This is a genomic window from Nonomuraea antimicrobica, assembly GCF_039536965.1.
Taxonomy (GTDB): domain Bacteria; phylum Actinomycetota; class Actinomycetes; order Streptosporangiales; family Streptosporangiaceae; genus Nonomuraea; species Nonomuraea antimicrobica.
Genome location: NZ_BAAAZP010000036.1, coordinates 95298 through 114369, shown reverse-complemented (window position 1 = coordinate 114369; position 19072 = coordinate 95298). Strand labels below are relative to the sequence as shown.

14 protein-coding genes are annotated in these 19072 nt (G+C 72.0%); 8 read left to right on the top strand and 6 right to left on the bottom strand.

The features are described from left to right. Positions 1-360: chorismate mutase (locus tag ABD844_RS11305; RefSeq protein WP_425568540.1), on the top strand; the 360-nt coding region annotated here is incomplete at its 5' end. Positions 361-420: 60 nt separating this feature from the next. Here the strand turns inward: ABD844_RS11305 and ABD844_RS11300 are convergent. After that, entirely contained in the window at positions 421-1518 is a 1098-nt protein-coding gene (locus tag ABD844_RS11300; RefSeq protein WP_344875775.1) for an SGNH/GDSL hydrolase family protein, read from the bottom strand. Positions 1519-1597: 79 nt separating this feature from the next. Further along, positions 1598-2989, bottom strand: a complete 1392-nt coding sequence (locus tag ABD844_RS11295; RefSeq protein WP_344875773.1) for an amino acid permease — start codon at positions 2987-2989, stop codon at positions 1598-1600. Between the two features lie 181 nt (positions 2990-3170). On the opposite strand from ABD844_RS11295, the gene dnaE reads away from it, so the two are divergent. Then, positions 3171-6698, top strand: a complete 3528-nt coding sequence (dnaE, locus tag ABD844_RS11290; RefSeq protein ID WP_344875771.1) for a DNA polymerase III subunit alpha — start codon at positions 3171-3173, stop codon at positions 6696-6698. Positions 6699-6860: 162 nt separating this feature from the next. Beyond that, entirely contained in the window at positions 6861-8303 is a 1443-nt protein-coding gene (locus ABD844_RS11285) for an amidase (RefSeq protein WP_344875769.1), read from the top strand. Here ABD844_RS11285 and ABD844_RS11280 read toward each other — a convergent pair. Next, complete coding sequence (locus tag ABD844_RS11280; protein ID WP_344875767.1) at positions 8300-8833, bottom strand: hypothetical protein; 534 nt, start codon at positions 8831-8833, stop codon at positions 8300-8302. The genes ABD844_RS11285 and ABD844_RS11280 overlap by 4 nt on opposite strands. 63 nt (positions 8834-8896) lie before the next feature. Between ABD844_RS11280 and murA the strand changes: the two genes are divergently transcribed. Together murA and ABD844_RS11270 are read left to right on the top strand one after the other, a co-directional pair. After that, positions 8897-10207, top strand: coding sequence for a UDP-N-acetylglucosamine 1-carboxyvinyltransferase (murA, locus tag ABD844_RS11275; RefSeq protein ID WP_344875765.1), 1311 nt, complete (start codon positions 8897-8899; stop codon positions 10205-10207). Between the two features lie 53 nt (positions 10208-10260). Continuing rightward, a complete protein-coding gene (locus tag ABD844_RS11270; protein ID WP_344875763.1) occupies positions 10261-12657 on the top strand; it encodes a transglycosylase domain-containing protein in 2397 nt (798 codons plus the stop codon). 125 nt (positions 12658-12782) lie between these two features. Here the strand turns inward: ABD844_RS11270 and ybaK are convergent, their stop codons facing one another. Next, entirely contained in the window at positions 12783-13328 is a 546-nt protein-coding gene (ybaK, locus tag ABD844_RS11265; RefSeq protein ID WP_344875761.1) for a Cys-tRNA(Pro) deacylase, read from the bottom strand. A 155-nt stretch (positions 13329-13483) separates the two neighbouring features. Between ybaK and ABD844_RS11260 the strand changes: the two genes are divergently transcribed. Both ABD844_RS11260 and ABD844_RS11255 read left to right on the top strand, forming a co-directional pair. Further along, positions 13484-13981: a SigE family RNA polymerase sigma factor gene (locus ABD844_RS11260; RefSeq protein ID WP_344875759.1), complete on the top strand. Its 498-nt coding sequence runs from the start codon at positions 13484-13486 to the stop codon at positions 13979-13981. Beyond that, positions 13978-15072, top strand: coding sequence for a CU044_5270 family protein (locus ABD844_RS11255; protein ID WP_344875757.1), 1095 nt, complete (start codon positions 13978-13980; stop codon positions 15070-15072). The genes ABD844_RS11260 and ABD844_RS11255 overlap by 4 nt, the downstream gene beginning before the upstream one ends. Positions 15073-15124: 52 nt before the next feature. On the opposite strand, the gene ABD844_RS11250 is transcribed toward ABD844_RS11255, so the two are convergent. Beyond that, on the bottom strand, positions 15125-15946 hold the full coding sequence (locus ABD844_RS11250) for an AraC family transcriptional regulator (RefSeq protein ID WP_344875754.1): 822 nt from the start codon (positions 15944-15946) through the stop codon (positions 15125-15127). Between the two features lie 86 nt (positions 15947-16032). Between ABD844_RS11250 and ABD844_RS11245 the strand changes: the two genes are divergently transcribed. Further along, positions 16033-17151: an MFS transporter gene (locus ABD844_RS11245; RefSeq protein WP_344875751.1), complete on the top strand. Its 1119-nt coding sequence runs from the start codon at positions 16033-16035 to the stop codon at positions 17149-17151. Between the two features lie 43 nt (positions 17152-17194). On the opposite strand, the gene ABD844_RS11240 is transcribed toward ABD844_RS11245, so the two are convergent. Then, a complete protein-coding gene (locus ABD844_RS11240) occupies positions 17195-19066 on the bottom strand; it encodes a trypsin-like peptidase domain-containing protein (RefSeq protein ID WP_344875749.1) in 1872 nt (623 codons plus the stop codon). Between the last annotated feature and the right edge of the window lie 6 nt (positions 19067-19072).

Sequence of the window (19072 nt, the reverse complement as noted above, 5' to 3'; positions counted from 1 at the left end):
GGGGCCGACGGGCTGATCACCGGCGCGGCGGACCGGCTGGTCGCCGAGGAGGCCGTGACGGTCGTGGGCGGGCTGCTGCGCGAGGAGACGCCCGCCACGCTGCCGGAGTGCCGCGAGGCGATCGACCGGGTCGACGCGGCGCTGGCCACGCTGCTGGAGCGGCGGGCCGGGCTGGCGGGGATCGTGCAGCGGATCAAGCCGGTCGGCGGGTTCGCCGGGCGCGACCTGGCCAGGGAGCGCGCGCTCGTCGCGCGGATGGCCGTACGGGCGCCGTCGCTGGGCGAGACGCGGCTCGCCGCGATCATGAACGCCGTCATCGAGGCCGGCCTGCACCTGGCCGAGGAACGCGCGGGCCGATGAGCGCCGCACCCGAGAGCGGTGGCGTCGGAGGCGGGGGCGGCTGTGCGGGGGCGGTGGCCGTCAGGGGCGTGGGGAGCTGGGGGTGGTGGTCAGGTGGAAGTTGTTCATCGGGCGGCCAGGCCCCCGGGCGATCTGCCCGGTGATCAGCTCGGCGAAGCGGCGGTAGCCGTCGCCCGTCGGGTGGTAGCTGCGGGCGTTGACCTTCAGCTCCTCCATGTCCATGGCCAGCCCGTTCAGGAACGGTTGCGGCTGCCCCACCTCGTGGCCGGTGAACGCCTCGTAGGCGTCCACGTACTCGGCGCTGCCGGGCGCCCCGAAGGCGGCGATCGCCCGGTCGAACTCGGCCACCACCGACCCCACCGTGTCGTTGAGGCGCCGCGTCACGCCGTTCAGCCAGCGCTGGTCCGCCACGCTCAGGTTGTCGACGCTCGCCACCGGGTCGGCGGGGAAGGGCCTGGGGTAGCCGAGCACGACGACCCGTGCCTGCGGCGCTCGCACGCGCAGCTCCCTGAGCACCTTGAGCAGGCTCGTCCGCAGCTCGTCGATGCGCCGGTTGACGGCGGCGTCCTGGTCGACGCAGGCCGACGACCACGGGAGCTTGACGATGCAGCCGGTCAGCACTTTCGAGAACCCGGCGTCGTTGCCCCCGATGCTCAGCGTCACCAGGCTCGCGTCACCGCTCACCCGGGTGATCTGGGGAGGCTGGCCGTGCTGGCCAGTCAGGATCTGGCGGGTGGTGGCGCCGCTGCAGGCGTAGAACGCGGTGCCGCCGCCGAACCGGTACGTCTCGGCCACCAGCGGCACGTACGAGCCCGTGGCCCGATGGCAGCGGTCGGCCCCGTCGTTGACCGGCTCCTTGTCGAGGTCGTAGACCCCTTCGCCGGAGGAGTAGGAGTCGCCGAGCGCCACGTAGGCCCCGCTCTGCGCCACCTGCACGGCCGTCAGCCGGGTGACCTGCGGCAGCGCCCCGGCGGGCGCCCGCTCGGTGGGACAGCCCGCGTCCAGCACGGCGCACGCCAGTTTCGGGAAGACGTCGAGCGCCAGGCACGCCAGCGCCAGTGCGACACCCGTCGCGGCCGCCGCCGCGACCTGGACGATCTTCCGTCTCGCCCCGTCCAGCGCGACCTCCCGAGCGGCGACTCCTTCTGGCTGCGCCATCGAGACTACCCAGCCGATGATCGGCGCGGGCGCCCGACTTTCCTTCCGCTAGGCGGCCGGGCTCAGGCGGAGACAGGGCTCAGACGGCGCGCGGCGGGTCGGGGTGCAGCTCGGGCGGCAGGCGCGCGGTGCGGGCGGCGCCGCGGCGGCGTACGATCAGCCAGCCCACGGCGATGCCCGCCGCCAGGACGGGGATGAGGTAGAAGGCCACCCGCTGGTCCTGGTCGGCGAACGGCATCAGCAGCACCACCAGCGCCAGGAACGCCAGCGTCAGCCAGTTGGTGTAGGGCGAGCCCGGCATCGGGAAGGTCGAGCGGTGACCGGCGCGGCGCAGGCGGGTCTGGCACCACACCAGCACGCCCCACGTGGTGACCACCCCGAGCGAGGCCACGGCGGTGGCGATGTTGAAGGCCCGCTCGGGCAGGAAGTAGAACAGCGCCACCCCGCCCAGGAACATGATCGCGGTGAACAGGATGCCGCCGGTCGGCACGTGCCGGGAGCTGAGCACGCCGGCGAAGCGGGGGGCCTCCTGCTTCATGGCCATCGAGCGCAGGATGCGGCCCGTGGCGTACAGGCCGGAGTTGCAGGACGACAGGGCGGCGGTGATGACGACGAGGTTCATCGCGTCGGCCGCCCACGGCACGCCCAGCCCGGAGAAGACCGTCACGAAGGGGGAGGTGTCCGCCCGGTAGGCGGTCCACGGCAGCACCATGGACAGCAGCGCCACCGAGCCGACGTAGAAGATCGCGATGCGCCACACGACGCCGTTGATCGCCCGCGGCATGACCTCGTGCGGCCTGGCCGTCTCGCCCGCCGTGATGCCGACCAGCTCGATCGAGGCGTACGCGAAGACCACCGACTGCAGGCTCATCAGCACCATGGGGAACCCGGTCGGGAAGAACCCGCCGTGCGAGACCAGGTTGCCCGGCCCCGCCTCGCCCACCGCGAACACCACCAGCACCAGGCCCACCACCAGGAAGACCGTGATGGCCAGGACCTTGAGCATGGCGAACCAGAACTCCAGCTCGCCGAACAGCCGCACCGACAGCAGGTTGACGACCAGGACGAAGCACAGGGAGATCAGGGCGGTGAGCCACTCGGGGAAGGCGGGGGCCCAGTAGTGGATGTACGCGGCGATCGCGGTCAGCTCGGCGATGCCGGTGAAGGCCCAGTTGACCCAGTACATCCAGCCGCTGGCGAAGGCCGCCCACGGGCCGATGAACTCCCCGGCGTACTCGACGAACGAGCCGGAGGCGGGGCGGTAGAGCACCAGCTCGCCCAGCGCCCGCATGACGAAGAACGCCGCCAGCCCGGCGGCGGCGTACGAGAGCACGAGGGCGGGCCCGGCGGCGGCCAGCCGCCCCCCGGCGCCCAGGAACAGCCCCACGCCGATCGCCCCGCCGATGGCGATCATCTGAACCTGGCGGTTGCCCAGCGCGTGGCTGTATCCCTCGTCCGACTGCGTGCGCACCGAGTGACTCCTTGACTACCTTGGGTGAGTTCGAGGATATCGGCGCTGCTGGCCGCGGCGGCCCCGGCACGCCGGTCTGAACGGGGGCGCGAGGCGGCTCCGGGATGTCGGCCGGGCCCACTAGAGTCGGATCACACCACCGCCAGCACACACCGCCATCGAGACCGGGAGGCGCCGCTCCATGTCGTCCAGCGACTCGTTCGTCCATCTGCACGTCCATACCGAATACTCGATGCTGGACGGGGCGGCCCGCCTCAAGCAGATGTTCAAGCAGGTCGGCGACCTGGGCATGCCCGCGATCGCGATCACCGACCACGGCAACATGCACGGCGCCTACGACTTCTACAAGCAGGCCACGACCGCCGGGATCAAGCCGATCATCGGCATCGAGGCATATGTCGCGCCCGAGTCGCGGCACAACAAGAAGCCGGTGCTGTGGGGCGAGCCGCACCAGAAGCGGGACGACGTCTCGGCGGGTGGCTACTACACCCACATGACGATCTGGGCGCGCAACAAGACGGGCCTGCACAACCTGATGCGGCTGTCCTCGCGCGCCTACACCGAGGGGTTCGTGCGCAAGTGGGCGCGCATGGACGCCGACACGCTCGCCGAGCACGCCGACGGCCTCATGGCCACCACCGGTTGCCCCTCGGGCGAGGTGCAGACGCGCCTGCGGCTGGGCCAGTACGACGAGGCGCTCAAAGCCGCCGCGAAGTTCCAGGAGATCTTCGGCAAGGACAACTTCTTCCTGGAGATCATGGACCACGGCCTGGACATCGAGCGCCGCGTCCGCGACGGGCTGACCCGCATCAGCCATGAGCTGGACATCCCGCCGCTGGTCACCAACGACTCGCACTACACCTACGAGTCCGACGCCCCCTCCCACGACGCCCTCCTGTGCATCCAGACCGGCAAGCAGTTGTCCGACCCCGACCGGTTCCGCTTCGACGGCAGCGGCTACTACATCAAGACCGCCGACGAGATGCGCGCGGTCGACTCCTCCGACCTGTGGGCCGAGGGCTGCCGCAACACGCTGCTGGTGGCCGAGCGGGTCGATCCCGCCGGGTTCTTCGAGTTCAAGAACCTCATGCCGACCTACCCGATCCCCGAGGGCATGACGGAGAGCGAGTTCTTCCGCCAGTCCGTCTGGGAGGGCATGGCCAGGCGCTGGCCCGAGGGCTACGACGAGCAGCACAAGAAGCAGGCCGAGTACGAGATCGGCATCATCGAGCAGATGGGCTTCCAGAGCTACTTCCTCGTGGTGGCCGACTTCATCATGTGGGCCAAGGAAAACGGCATCCCGGTCGGCCCGGGGCGTGGGTCCGCGGCGGGGTCGCTGGTGGCGTACGCGATGGGCATCACCGACCTCGACCCGATCCCGCACGGCCTGATCTTCGAGCGCTTCCTCAACCCCGAGCGCGTGTCCATGCCCGACGTCGACATCGACTTCGACGAGCGCAGGCGCGGCGACGTGATCCGCTACGTGACCGAGAAGTGGGGCGCCGACAAGGTCGCCATGATCGCCACGTTCGGCACCATCAAGGCGAAGGCCGCCATCAAGGACGCCGGCCGCGTCCTGGGCTACCCCTACGCGCTGGGCGACCGCGTCTCCAAGGCGTTCCCGCCGGCCGTCATGGGCAAGGACATCCCGCTGTCGGGCATCTTCGACAAGGACCACCCGCGGCACGCCGAGGCCGGCGAGCTGCGCAAGCTCTACGAGGAAGACGTCGACGTCAAGGCGACGATGGACCTCGGCAAGGGTCTCGAGGGCCTGATCCGGCAGACCGGCGTGCACGCCGCGGGCGTGATCATGTCGCGCGAGGTGCTGACCGACCACATCCCGATCATGCGCCGCGACTCCGACGGCGTGATCATCACGCAGTTCGACTACCCGACCTGCGAGACGCTCGGCCTGCTCAAGATGGACTTCCTGGGCCTGCGCAACCTCACCATCATGGACGACTGTCTCAAGATGATCGAGTCGACCACGGGGGAGAAGGTCGACCTGCTCGCGCTGCCGCTCGACGACCGCAAGAGCTACGAGCTGCTGGCCAAGGGCGACACGCTGGGCGTGTTCCAGCTCGACGGCGGCGGCATGCGCTCGCTGCTGCGCCTGATGCGGCCCGACAACTTCGAGGACATCTCCGCGGCCCTCGCCCTCTACCGGCCGGGCCCGATGGGCGCCAACTCCCACACCAACTACGCGCTGCGGAAGAACGGCCAGCAGGAGATCACGCCGATCCACCCCGCGCTGGCCGACCCGCTGAAGGACATCCTCGACACGACCTACGGCCTGATCATCTACCAGGAGCAGGTCATGGCCATCGCCCAGCGCGTGGCCGGCTACTCGCTCGGCGCCGCCGACCTGCTGCGCCGCGCGATGGGCAAGAAGAAGAAGTCGGAGCTGGACAAGCAGTACGCCTCCTTCGAGCAGGGCATGAAGGACAACGGCTTCCCCGACGCCGCGATCAAGGCGCTGTGGGACATCCTGCTGCCGTTCTCCGACTACGCCTTCAACAAGGCCCACACCGCCGCCTACGGCCTCATCGCTTACTGGACCGCCTTCCTCAAGGCCAACCACCCGGCCGCCTACATGGCCGCGCTGCTGTCGTCGGTCAAGGACGACAAGGACAAGTCGGCCCTCTATCTCAACGAGTGCCGGCGCATGGGCATCAAGGTGTTCCCGCCCGACGTCAACGACTCCGACTTCGACTTCACCCCGCGCGGCACCGACATCCGCTTCGGCCTGTCGGCCGTCCGCAACGTCGGCGCCAACGTCGTCGACGGCATCATCTCCGCGCGCAAGGAGAAGGGCCGCTTCGCCGACTTCAAGGACTTCCTGCGCAAGGTGCCGGCCATCGTCTGCAACAAGCGCGTGATCGAGTCGCTGGTCAAGGCGGGGGCGTTCGATTCGCTGGGCCACGTGCGCAAGGGCCTGGTCATGGTGCACGAGCAGGCCGTCGACGCGATCATCGACATCAAGAAGAACGAGGCCATCGGCCAGGACTCCCTCTTCGGGGCGATCGACGGCGGCGAGGACCAGACCTTCGACGTGCAGATCCCGGTCGGGGAGTGGGACAAGAACACGCTGCTGCAGTTCGAGCGGGAGATGCTCGGCCTCTACGTGTCCGACCACCCGCTGTTCGGCGTCGAGCACATCCTGGCCGCCGGGGCCGACTGCTCGATCGCGGCCGTGCAGGACGAGAGCCGGGCCGACGGGCAGGTGGTGACCGTGGGCGGCATCCTGAGCGGGGTGCAGCGCAAGGTCACCAAGAAGGGCGACACCTGGGTGCTGACCCAGCTCGAGGACCTCGCGGGCTCGATCGAGGTGATGATCTTCCCGTCGGCGTACCAGTTGTGCTCGACGATCCTGGCGGAAGACGCGATCGTCTTCGTCAAGGGGCGCATCGACAAGCGCGAGGACGTCGCGAAGGTCATCGCCATGGAGGTGACCGCGCCCGACCTGACCCAGGAGGCCGGGGGGCCGCTGCTGGTGAGCCTGCCGCTGACCCGCTGCACGCCGCCGGTCGTGGGCCGGCTGAAGGAGATCCTGACGACGCACCCGGGCACGTCGGAGGTGCACCTCCAGGTGCACAACGGCCCCAGGACGACGGTGATGCGGGTTGGTGACCGTCTGCGGGTCACGCCGTCGCCGGCGCTCATGGGCGACCTCAAACAGCTCCTCGGCCCGGCCTGCCTGGGCGCCTGACCTCACCGTCCGAGTTCGACGCCTGGGCGCGGCATCCGCCGAGTTCGGCGTCTGGGTTCGGCGTCTGGGTGTTCGTGGCCTGGGTGTGTCGTCCGGGTTCGCTGCGCGTCGTTGGCAACCCTCGCCGTCGCCTCCCGGGTGGCGGTGGGGGAGGATCGCAGGGTGAGCGAACTGCACTACCTGACCGCCACCGAGCTGGCCCGCCTGATCAAGACCCGGCAGGTCAGCGCCGTGGAGGTGCTCCAGGCCCACCTCGACCGCATCGAAGAGGTCAACCCCCGCCTCAACGCGATCGTCACCCTGGCCGCCGAGCGCGCCCTCGACGCGGCCAGGGCGGCCGACGCGACCCTGTCCGAGGTGGCGCGGTCCGGGGCGGCGCGGTCCGGGGCGGCGCGGTCCGGGGCGGCGCGGTCCGGGGAGCTGCCCCTGGGGCCGCTGCACGGCGTGCCGGTGGCGCACAAGGACCTGGTCGACACGGCCGGGATCCGCACCACGTACGGGTCGCCGCTGTTCGCCGAGCACGTCCCCGACCAGGACGACGTGATCGTCCGGCGGCTGCGCGCGGCGGGGGCCGTCACGGTGGGCAAGACCAACACCCCGGAGTTCGGCACCGGCTCCCACACCGTCAACGAGGTGTTCGGCGCCACCAGGAACCCCTACGACCTGGACAGGTCCGCCGGAGGCAGCAGCGGGGGAGCGGCCGCCGCGCTGGCCGCCGGCCTGGTGCCGCTGGCCGACGGCTCCGACATGGGCGGCTCGCTGCGCAACCCGGCCTCGTTCTGCAACGTGGTCGGGCTGCGGCCCACGCCCGGCCGCGTCCCCGACCCGTCCGACCTCGCGGCCTGGTACACGCTGGCCGTGCCAGGACCGATGGCCAGGACGGTCGACGACGTCACGCTGATGCTGGGGGCCATCGCCGGGTTCGACCGGCGCTCGCCGTACTCGATCAAGGAGGTCTTCGCGCCCGAGCCCGAGCAGGGCGTGGCGGGGCTGCGCGTGGCGTGGAGCCCCGACCTGGGCGGGCTGCCGGTCGACGCGGCCACGGCGGCGGTCACCGCTGCCGCGCCCGCCGTGTTCGAGCGGCTCGGCGCGCGGGTCGAGCAGGTCGAGCTCGACCTGAGCGGCGCCGAGGACGCCTTCAGGACCTACCGGGCCTGGTACTACCTGCTCGCCCACGGCGACAAGAGCGGCCTGGGCCCCAACACGGCCTGGAACGTCGAGCAGGGCCGCCGGGTCACCGGCGCCGACCTGGCCCGCGCCGAGGTGGCCCGCAGCCGCCTCTACCAGCGCATGGCCGCCTTCTTCGACACCTACGACGTGCTCATCGCGCCGGTCAGCCAGGTGCCGCCGTTCCCGGTCGAGCACCCGTACGTCGGCGAGATCAACGGGGAGAGGCTGCCCGACTACCTGTCGTGGATGCGCTCGGCGTACTGGATCAGCGTCCTGCACGCGCCGGCCGCGTCGGTGCCCGCCGGGTTCACCCCCGACGGCCTGCCGGTGGGCGTGCAGATCGTCGGGCGGCCGTTCGAGGACGCCAGGGTGCTGCGGGTGGCGCGCGCCTTCGAGCAGGCGACGGGGCACGGCCTGCGCAGGCCCCCGCTCTAGCGGCGCTCGCCCAGGTCGGGCCCGATCCCGTACGGATGCCGCAGCGGCGACTCCCGGTAGCCGTGCATGCCCTCCAGCAGCCCGAAGAACCCCACGGCCAGCAACGGCCACGAGACCAGCACGCCGGAGGCGGTCAGCCGCAGCGCGCCTGGGACGACCTTGACCCCGGGCGCGGCGGCGGCCTCGACCGTGACCGCCCCGATCGTGAACGTGGTGCCCGTCCACAACGTCAGGAACGCGGCCAGCACGCCGCCCGCGCACAGCCCCAGCAGCACCGGCAGCATCCACTGCCGCCCGCTGAACCAGGCGACCCCGCCGCACAGCAGCCCGAGCGCGCCCGTGATCACCGCGTACCAGCCGTCGGCCGCGATCAGCGCCTGCGTGGCGGGGTCGGCGAGCACGGTCGTGCCCTGCTCGGTGACCTGGTAGGGAGCGCGCGGCGTCAGCCCGGACCAGACCAGGCCGGCGGCCACCCCGAGAGCGGCGAGTGTGAGGACAGTTACCGCAAAAGCGCGTACTTCCCTCGCCACGCCACTCCCCCTCACATGTACGTCCGAATCAGCTCGATGGTATCCCCCGGCTAGGCTCGCTCCGTGATTGCAGAAGAGGTCTGGCTCATAGAACCCTCCGGCCCGCTCCGGGGTGACGTCGAAGTGCGCGGTTCGAAGAACGGCGTGTCCAAGCACATGGTCGCGGCCATGCTCGGCTCCGGCGAGAGCAGCATCCACAACGCGCCCGAGGTGGGCGAGGTCGAGATCACCGCCGCCATGCTGCGGGCCCTCGGCATCCACGTGGAGATCTCGGGCACGGAGATCAGGATCGAGCAGGGCACGGAGATCGAGCCGCGCGTGCCCGCCGCGTTCACCGGCCTGAACCGGATCCCGATCCTCATGCTCGGCCCGCTGCTGCACCTGGCGGGCGAGGCGTTCGTGCCGCTGGTCGGCGGCGACCCGATCGGGCGGCGGCCGGTGAACTTCCACGTCGAGGCCCTGCGCGCGATGGGCGCGGAGGTGGAGGTGGGCGACACCGGCATCTTCGCCAAGGCCAAGCGGCTCAACGGCACCCGGATCGAGCTGCCGTACCCGAGCGTGGGCGCCACGGAGACCGTGCTGATGTCGGCGGTGCTGGCCGAGGGCAAGACCGTGCTGAAGAACGCGGCCATGGAGCCCGAGGTGGTGGAGCTGGCGCTGTTCCTGCAGCGGATGGGGGCCAGGATCGAGCTGTCGCCCGACCGCAGGATCGTGATCGAGGGCGTCGAACGGCTGCGCGGCGCCTCCACCTGGCTGACCGGCGACCGCATCGAGGCGTTCTCGTACCTGGCGGCGGGCCTGGTCACCCAGGGCGAGGTACGCGTGCACGGCTGCCCCCAGGACCGCCTGGTCACCGCGATCACCACGCTGGCCAGGATGGGCGCCCAGTTCGACATCAACGACGAGTACCTGTGCGCCACCGCGCCACCCGAGGGCCTGCGCTCGGCGGCCGTCCAGACCGACACCCACCCCGGCTTCATGACCGACTGGCAGACGCCGCTCATGGTGCTGTTCACCCAGAGCCACGGCATGTCGGTGCTGCACGAGACGGTCTTCGAGAACCGCCTGGTCTACGTGCCCGCGCTGCAGAAGATGGGCTGCGAGATCGAGGTGTTCGACCAGTGCCTGGGCGGCCCCGCCTGCCGCTACCACGACACCAACGCCCGCCACTCGGCCGTCGTGCGCGGCGTGTCGCGGCTCAAGGGCGCCGACGTGACGCTGCCCGACATCAGGGCCGGGTTCTCGGCCGTGCTGGCGGCGGCGGTGGCCGACGGGCCGTCGACGCTGCGCGGCGTGCACCACATCGAGCGCGGCTACCACCGGCCGTTCGAGCAGTTCGTCTCGCTGGGTCTCAACATCACTCGGCAACGGTAAAGACGTTGGAAGCGGACGTTTGCCGCTGATCGGGACGTCGCAGATCATCTGACGTGACCGTACTCAGATCCGTCGGAGCTCTCGGGCTCGCGGGGGCGCTGGGCGGAGTGCTGGCGGCAGCGCTGGCCGCGCCGGTGGTGGGCGGGGGTGGCATCGCCGCGAAGGATGTCGCGAACACCTTCGTGGACCTGCCGCCCGCCCCGCGCGAGGAGCCGCTCGCGCAGGTGACCAGGCTGCTCGACAAGGACGGCCGGCAGTTCGCCCAGTTCTACGAGGCCAACAGGACGGCCGTCCGGCTCGGCGCGGTCGCGCCCGTGATGCGCAAGGCCATCGTGGCCATCGAGGACGCCCGCTTCTACGAGCACGGCGGCCTCGACGTCAGGGGCACGCTCCGGGCGCTGCTCACCAACACCCAGGCGGGCGGCATCCGGCAGGGCGGCTCGTCGCTGACCCAGCAGCTCGTCAAGAACATCCTGGTCGAGAGCGCCCGCAGCGATGCCGAACGCGACAAGGCCCGCGCGCCCAACCTGGCGCGCAAGATCACCGAGCTGCGGCTGGCGCTGGCGCTGGAGAAGAAGTACCGCAAGGACGAGATCCTTGAGCGCTACCTGAACATCGCCTACTTCGGGGCCGGGGCCCACGGCGTGGAGGCGGCGGCCAGGCGCTTCTTCTCCACCTCGGCCGCCCGGCTGAGCCTGCCCCAGGCGGCCACGCTGGCGGGGGCGCTGCGGATGCCGTACTCGACCGATCCCTCGCTCGGGAACACGCACAGGGCGCGGCTGAAGATGCGCCGCGACCTCGTCCTCGACCGCATGGCCGGGCTCAAGTGGATCACCCCGCAGGAGGCCGGCGCCGCCAAGGCGACGCCGCTCAACATCCGGCTGCGGCCCGAGCCCGGCGGCTGCGAGCAGAGCGACTACCCCTTCTACTGCCTGTACGTCCAGCGCGAGCTGCTGTCGAACCCCGTCTTCGGCAACACGGCCAGGGAACGGCAGGCCAGGATGGCCAGGGGCGGCCTGGTGATCAGGACCAGCCTCGACCCGATCGCCCAGCGGGCCGCCGAGCAGGCCATCCGCCAGCACGTCTCGCCCGAGGACACCGAGGTGGCCGCCGAGGCCATGGTGGAGCCGCGTACCGGCAGGATCAGGGCGATGGCGGCCAGCAAGCGCTTCGGCCGCAACGCCGGCAACCGCAAGAACGGCCCCAAGACCACCTTCAACCTGGTCGCCGACATCGCCCACGGTGGCGGGCAGGGTTTCCAGGCCGGTTCGACGTTCAAGGTGTTCACCCTGGCCACGGCGTTGCAGCAGGGGTGGCGCTTCGGCGACGGCTTCCAGACGCCGGGCTCGATGACGCCCTCCCAGGGCTACCGCAACTGCGCCGGCCGCTCCGTCAACGACCCCAACGCGCGCGTGCTCAACGCCAGCGGCGAGGGGTCCGGCGGCCCGCACAGCATCGAGACCGGCACCTGGAAGTCGGTGAACATCTTCTACATGATGCTGGAGCGCAAGGTCGGGCTCTGCAGCGTCGTCCGTACGGCCCAGGCGCTCGGCGCCGTACGGGCGGACGGGGCGCCGCTGCGGGAGGTGCCGACGTTCACGCTCGGCATCAACGAGATGGATCCGGTGACGGTGGCGGCGTCGTTCGCGGCGCTCGCGGGGCGCGGGCTCTACTGCCGGCCGCTGGCCATCGTCGAGATCACCGGACGGGACGGGCGGCGCACGCACGTTCCACCCTCGTGCGACCAGGTCATCGAACGGCCGGTCGCGGACGCGGTCAACCACGTGCTCAGCGGCGTGTTCGACAAGGGCACCATGCAGGGGCAGAGCATCGGGCGGCCGGCCGCCGGCAAGACCGGCACCAACAACGGCTACACCTCGGCCTGGTTCGCCGGGTACACGCCCGACCTGGCGGCGGCGGTGAGCGTGGGGGACATCCGGGGGTCGTACCGGTTCCCGCTGCAGGGGGTGCAGATCGGGGGCCAGTACTACGGGTCGGTGCAGGGCGCGTCGCTGCCCGGGCCGATCTGGGTGCAGTCGATGCAGGCGGCCCTGGAGCGTACGGAGCCGCGCGGGTTCTCCGCGCCGGACATGTCACGCTTCGGGGGCGGGCACACGCCGGGGCTGGAGGAGGCGCTGGCCGAGGAGGCCCGCCGCAATCAGGGTGACCATCCCTTCGGGCGGCACCGACGGCTCTTCGAATGGCTTCTCGGGCAGGTGGGGCCGTCGCTGGAGCAGCCGCGGCGCGGGCGCGACGAGCGGTCGGTGGACTGGCCGCCCTCCCGCGAACCGGCCCTGCCGCCGCGCCCCGCCCTGCCGGACCGGTTCGACCGGCCCAACCCGTACGTCCGGCCTGACCCGTTCGTCCGGCCTGACCGCTCGGCCGAGCGGCCGTGGCGCGGCCGTGCGGAGTACGGTCTGCCCGAACGCCGCCGCTACGGCCGCCCTTAGGCCCGCCGATAGCCCGGAGGGACGGGCTGGCCGAGCGCCGCCCGGCCGTCCTGGGAAGGCCGGAGGGGCGGGCAGCGGCGCCGCAACGGCTGCCCTTGGCGCGGCCGACGGGGACGTGGCGGGGGTCAGGCGGTCTTGCCGATCCGGGCGGTGACGGCCCTGGTGAGCGTGATGAGGTTGTCGGGCGCGGTCTCGATCTGCAGACCGCGCTTCCCGGCCGAGAAGTAGATCGTCTCGAAGTCGAGGGCCGAGGAGTCGACCACCGTCGGAAGCTGCTTGCGCTGGCCCAGCGGGCTGATGCCGCCGACGACGTAGCCCGTCACCCGCTCGACCTTCGCGGCGTCGGCCATCGCGGCCCGCTTGCTGCCGAGCGCGGCGGCCAGCGCCTTGAGGTCGAGCCTGCCCGCCACCGGCACGACCGCCACCGCCAGCCCGCTCTCCACCTCCGCGACCAGCGTCTTGAAGATCCGCTCGTACGGCACGCCCAGCGCGTCCGCCGCCTCCTCGCCGTAGGCCAGGGCGGAGGAGTCGTGCGCGTACGGATGGAGCGTGAACGCGGCCTTCGCGCCGGCCAGCGCCACGGTGGCCGGGGTGCCGCCGGTGCTGTGCCGTGACGCGTCAGCCGGAGCCGAGGCGTTGCCGTGAGCTGCGGTTCGGGTTTTCCTGGACATGCCTGTCGACCCTAGCGGGTCACGGCACCCGGCACTGATGTGCGAGCATTCGCAGGTGCAGGGCACCCGCCCCGCCGCCCGGGCGTCCGTACGGACGCGGAAAACAGTCCTGCCCCGCTGCCAACCTTTTCCCCCACCCTCCGCGTTGAGGCCATGTGAGCGACCCAACGGAAGACGCGGCGTACGCCGCCTTCGTCGAGGCGGCCTGGAGCAGGCACATGGCCGTCGCCATCCTGCTCACCGGCGACCGGCACCGGGGCGAGGAACTGCTCCAGGACTGCCTGGTACGGCTGTACGTGCGGTGGCGACGCGTAGGCGCCACCGACCCGCATGCCTACCTGCGACGAATGCTGGTCAACGGGAACGTGAGCTGGTGGCGGCGACGGCAACGCGAACTGCCCACCGCCAGCCCGCCCGATCACGCCGATCCCCGGTCCGGGCCGTACGAACCGCACGAGGACCTGCGGCGCGCGCTGCTCTCCCTGCCCCGCAGGCAGCGCGCCATCGTCGTGCTCCGCCACTACGAGGACCTGACGGAGAAGGCCGTCGCGGCGGCCCTCGGCTGCACGGTCGGCACAGTCAAGAACCAGCACTCCAGAGCGATGGCGCGGCTGCGCACGACTCTGCGGGAAAGCCAGGAGGCGGCACGATGAACGACGACCGGGAACACCTCGCCCAAGCGCTGCGCACCCTCGCCCAACGTGAACCGGCCACGCCCGCACCCGTGTCGGAGCTGGTGCGCCGGGGACGCCGCGCCAAGCGGACCCGTGCCGCGGTGAGCGCCATCGCCGGAACGGCCCTTGCCTCGGCAGCCGTCGTCGTGGTCCTGGGCGCCGGCGGACTCGGCCCGGCCGGCACGCCGCCGAGCGCGGTTCCCGGCACGAGCGCCCCACACGCCGGAGAAGGCACGCGGCCCGCGCAGCCCTCCCGTTCACCCGCTCTGGACGCCCGGTCCTTCCTGCTGGCCGCGGCCGAGACCGCCGCCCGTGAGCCGGCCGAGTCGGGCTCCCACTGGTACACCCGCCAGCGCACCGTCCAGCCGGCGCACCACCCGGGACAGCGGGAACGCGAGACCCCGTTCTCGGCGACCGTGGCGAGCACCCAGGAAACCTGGTACGCCCTCGGCAAGGGCGCGCGCAACCGGACCATCACCGGCCAGGACCAGCAGGTCGCTTTCGCCTCCCCCGAGGACGAGACGGAGTGGAGGAAGCTGGGCTCGCCCGACCTGACCCAGGGCAAGCCGTCGACCAACGACTACGACATGCAGCTCTACTTCCAGATCGGCACCCACCGGTTCACCGCCCAGCGACTGCTGGAGCTGCCGGCCGAGAAGGACGGTCTGGAGACCCTGCTGCGGCGCCTGTTCGACGAGGAGTCCGCAAGCGACTGGGGGCCGAGCAAGCCGGAACTCCCCGGCTACCTGTGGTCGACGGCCCAGGACCTGCTGGCCGGCCCGATCAGTCCCGGCACCCGCTCCGCCCTCTACCGGCTGCTCGCCGAACAGCCCGAGATCAAGTCACTGGGAGAGGTCACCGATCCGCTGGGACGCACGGGCATCGCCCTGACGCTGAACAGCTCGGACAACGGGGACGGCGCGGGCGAGTCCCGCCTGATCGTGGACGACGGCACCGCGGAGCTGCTCGCCTACGAGTTTCGCCCGCAGGGGCAATCGGCTCCGGCACTGCAGGTCACCTATGAGGACATGGGCTGGGTCGACGGCTTGGACGAGCGCCCGCAGAGCTGACCCCGGCCCGAACCGGGGCGCAGGCCGCTCACGGAGTCCGATCGTTGCGAATCTACAGTGTAAAGGCCCGGCCCGGAGTGTAGCCGAACGCCCTCCTGAACACGTCGATGAACGCGCTCGCCGAGGCCCATCCGCACCGATGGGCGACCGTGGTGACGGGTTCGCCGTCGGCGAGCAGGAGCAGGGCGTGGTGCAGGCGAAGCTGGGTGCGCCACTGGGGGAAGCTCATGCCCAGCTCGGCCCGGCACAGGCGGGCGAGGGTGCGGTCGCTGGTGCCCGTACGGGCCGCCAGCCGGGCCAGGGTGCTGTTGTCGGCCGGGTCGCGGTGCAGGGCGTCGCAGACGGCGGCCAGGCGGGAGTCTCTGGCGGTGGGCAGGTGCAGGGGCTGCTCGGGAGCGCGCCTGAGCTGGTCGAGCAGCACGGCCAGCAGCCGCGCCCGCTCCCTGCCGTCCCTGCCGCGGTGCCCGTGCCAGTGCCCGTGCCCGCGACCGTCGCCGTCCTGTGCCTGCTCGCCCGCATGATTGCCGGTGCGGTCGCCCGCCGGGTCGGCGGTGTAGGCGATGATCAGCTCGCGGAGCAGGGGGCCGACCGCGAGCACCGCGGGCCGGTCCAGGGCGAGGGGGTTCTCCGTCAGCCCGACCAGCCGCAGGTCCGTGTCGCCGTGCGCCAGGTGCCGGTGGACGGTGCCCGACGGCACCCAGATCGCCCGGTTGGCGGGCGCCACCCAGGTGCCCGCGTCGGTGGTGACGGAGAGGACGCCGCGGCAGGCGTACACGATCTGGTGGTTGTCGTGCCGGTGCGCGTCGATGCCCGCCCCGGAGGCCAGGGGGCGCCGGCCGGTGGGCGCCTCGGCCAGGTGGCGGATTGTCGACATGGATTGGCATTTTATCGGAAGCGAGCCAGCGGCGGCCGGGAAATCATCGAAGCGTGAGTCGAAGTGTGGGTCGCAGCGTGAACGGGGTGAACAGGATCCCCCTGCTCGCCGCCGGTCACGCCACCGTGGACTTCTACCAGGGCGCGGTCCCCGCCCTCGTGCCGTTCCTGGTCGCGGACCGCGGCTACGGGTACGTCGCCGCCTCCGGCATCGTGCTGGCCGCCACGCTGCTGTCGTCGATCGTGCAGCCCGTGTTCGGCGTGCTGACCGACAGGTGGCGGATGCCGTGGCTGATCCCGTTGAGCATGCTCCTGTCCGGGGCCGGGGTGGCCGCCGGGGGAGTGACGGACTCGTACGTGCTGACCTGGCTGGCCGTGGCCCTGTCCGGGCTGGGCGTGGCCGCCTACCACCCCGAGTCCGCCCGGCTGGCCAGGATCGCCAGCGAGGGCAGCCATGTGCGGATGAGCTGGTTCTCGCTGGGCGGGACGCTGGGCTTCGCCTCGGCCCCGGTGCTGGTGACGCCGCTGCTGTCGGTGTGGGGCCTGGGGGCCTCGCCGCTGCTCGCGCTGCCCGCGGTGCTGGGCGCGGTGCTCACGCTGCCCGCGATCAGGGCGCTGGGCGGACAGGGGTCGCGGTCGCGGGCCGCGGCGCCGGTCGCGGGGAGTGACGACTGGCCGGCGTTCACCAGGTTGTCGATGGTGATCGTCTTCCGTTCCGTCGTGTACGTCGGCCTGAGCGCCTTCGTGGCCCTGTTCATGGGCGGCGGGGCGGCGGGGGCCGTGGCGTTGTTCGTGCTGTTCGCGGGTGGGGCGGTGGGCACGGTGCTGGGCGGACGGCTGGCCGCGCGCTGGGGGCGCGTCCGTACGATGCGGCTGGCGTACGCGCTGGCGGTGCCCGCGGTCGCCGGGGTGGTGCTGGTGCCGGGGCCGGCCGCGTACGCGTTCATCGCCGCCTCCTCGATCGCCCTGTACGCCCCCTTCTCCCTCCACGTCACCCTGGGCCAGGACTTCCTGCCGACCCGGGTGGGCACGGCCAGCGGCGTCACCGTGGGGCTGGCGGTGAGCGTGGGCGGCCTGGCCAGCCCGCTGGTGGGCGCGGTGGCCGAGGCCGCCTCGCTCAGGACGGCGCTGGCCTGCCTGATCGTGTTCCCGGTGCTGGCCTGGCTGCTGTCGCGCGCGCTCAAGGAGCCCGCGGCGGCGGCCTGACGTACGTCCTGCCCTGCCTCGGCGATCGGCGTCCGGGCGTCAGTCAGCCGCGGGCGGACAGGCGCAGTTCGTCGGTGTTGTCGCGCTGGGTCGGGTCCAGGCGGGTGGAGGTGACGCGGGCGGTGATCGGCAGGTTGCGGCCGGAGTTCCGCTCGACGTACGTGCGGGCCGTCAGGCGTACCGGCCTGCCGGGACGGACGGCGCCGATCGTGCAGGCGGCCTCCCGGCCGTCGATGCGGCACGTGGCGCCGCTGACGGAGTTCAGGCGGACGCCCGGCGGCACCTTGAGCGTGACGGGCACCTGCGCGGCGGCCATCAGCCCGCGCATGGTGACCGTGGCCGTGACGGTGGCGGACCGGCCGCGACCTGACGTCTGGCGGGGCCTGGCCAGCTTGACCGACAGCGCGTCGTAGACGCCGCGCGGGTCGGCCTTCTTGACGATGGCGCCGTAGCCTTCGAGGTTGAGCGCGTTGGCGACGGAGTTGCCGTCGGACGCGCCGTCCTCCGTGCCCGCCGATAGCACGCCGACCAGGTCGCCGGTGCCCCTGATGATCCACGCCCCGCCGCTGTGCCCCTTGTACAGATGGCAGTTGTACGTCTCCAGCCGCCCCGTCGTCGCGGGCAGGGCGGCGTGGCGGGCGGCGAGCATGGTCTCCGGCTCGCTGACCCCCTCCGCCTGCCTGGTCCTGGCCAGGCACCAGAGCTGGTCGCGGCCGTCGTACGGCTTCCTGCCGAGCAGGCCCGGGTAGCCGGTGGTGGCGATCGTGTGCCTGCCGCCCTGGTTGAGCATGGGGGTGAAGGCGCCGACCTCGTCCTGAAGGGTGCGCTTGCGGCGGCCGACCTCGATGAGGGCGATGTCGTAGATGGAGTTCCAGTCGCCGCCGCTCATCCCGGTGTAGCCGTCGGGTTTCCACGCGCGCCGCCCGCCCCACCGTCCGTACGGTTCGCGCTGCCGTACGTTCTCCGCCCGCCCGTCGTAGGCCGGTACGAAGGCGAAGTTGGTGTGCCAGCGGCCGGTCACCGTCCCCTCGGGGACGCCGTAGACGCAGTGGGCGGCGGTCACGATCAGCAGCCCGGCGGCCGAACGGACCACGGAGGCGCTGCACGAGTCGCCGGTCCCGCCGGCGTTGACGAAGAACAGCCGGCCGCTGATGCGGCTGAAGGGCGTCGCGGTGTAGGGGCGGCGGACACCGGCGTAGCCGTTGGCGTCCGCGCCGGGGGTGAGCCGCTTGGCAGAGGGCACGCTGCGCAGGACGGCCGTCCGCTCGGCGCCGGAGGTCGCGAACTTCCTTGGGGTGCTCGTCGCCGAACGCGGCGTGGCGTCCCGGACCGCGCTGGTCGCGACGCCGCCGATCCTGGTGCCGATCTTGGTGCCGATGGTGGTGCCGGTGGTCGCGCCGGTCCTGGAGCCGACGGCGGTGCCAGCGGGAGTGCCGGGAGCGGTGCCCGAGGTGCCGCCCGTGGTGGTGCCCGTGGTGGTGCCCGAGACGGGCAGCTCGGCGGCCCTGGCCCTGGCCTGCTTGCCGGGGGTCCAATAACGCACCGCCCGCCCGGGACGCATCAGCGGCGACGCCTCGGCGCCCCACCGCCGGTCGCCCGCGGCCGCGACGGCGGCGGCACGGCCGTCCGCCGGCGGATCGGCCTTCAGCGGCGTCCCATGACCGGCGTTCAGCGGCGTCCCGCGCCCGGCCCGAAAGGGGGTCCCGTCCCCGGCTCGAAACGAGGTCTCACGCCCGGCTCGCAAATGGGTCTCGTGCCCGGCCCACAAGGGCGTCCCGCGTCCGGATGTCAGGGACGTCGCGGGGTGCAGGTCCGCCTGTGCCTGGGCGGGCGCGGGCGGCCGGTCGGCGGCCGCGGGCAGTGCGAGCGTGACGCCGGCCAGCGTGGTCAGCATGGTGGCGAGTGTTTTCTGCACAGTGTC

Coding starts and splice junctions, on each gene's coding strand:
- ABD844_RS11300 (WP_344875775.1), bottom strand. CDS start 1,518: ATGGCGCAGCCAGAAGGAGTCGCCGCTCGGGAGGTCGCGCTGGACGGG.
- dnaE (WP_344875771.1), top strand. CDS start 3,171: ATGTCGTCCAGCGACTCGTTCGTCCATCTGCACGTCCATACCGAATAC.
- ybaK (WP_344875761.1), bottom strand. CDS start 13,328: ATGTCCAGGAAAACCCGAACCGCAGCTCACGGCAACGCCTCGGCTCCG.
- ABD844_RS11255 (WP_344875757.1), top strand. CDS start 13,978: ATGAACGACGACCGGGAACACCTCGCCCAAGCGCTGCGCACCCTCGCC.
- ABD844_RS11250 (WP_344875754.1), bottom strand. CDS start 15,946: ATGTCGACAATCCGCCACCTGGCCGAGGCGCCCACCGGCCGGCGCCCC.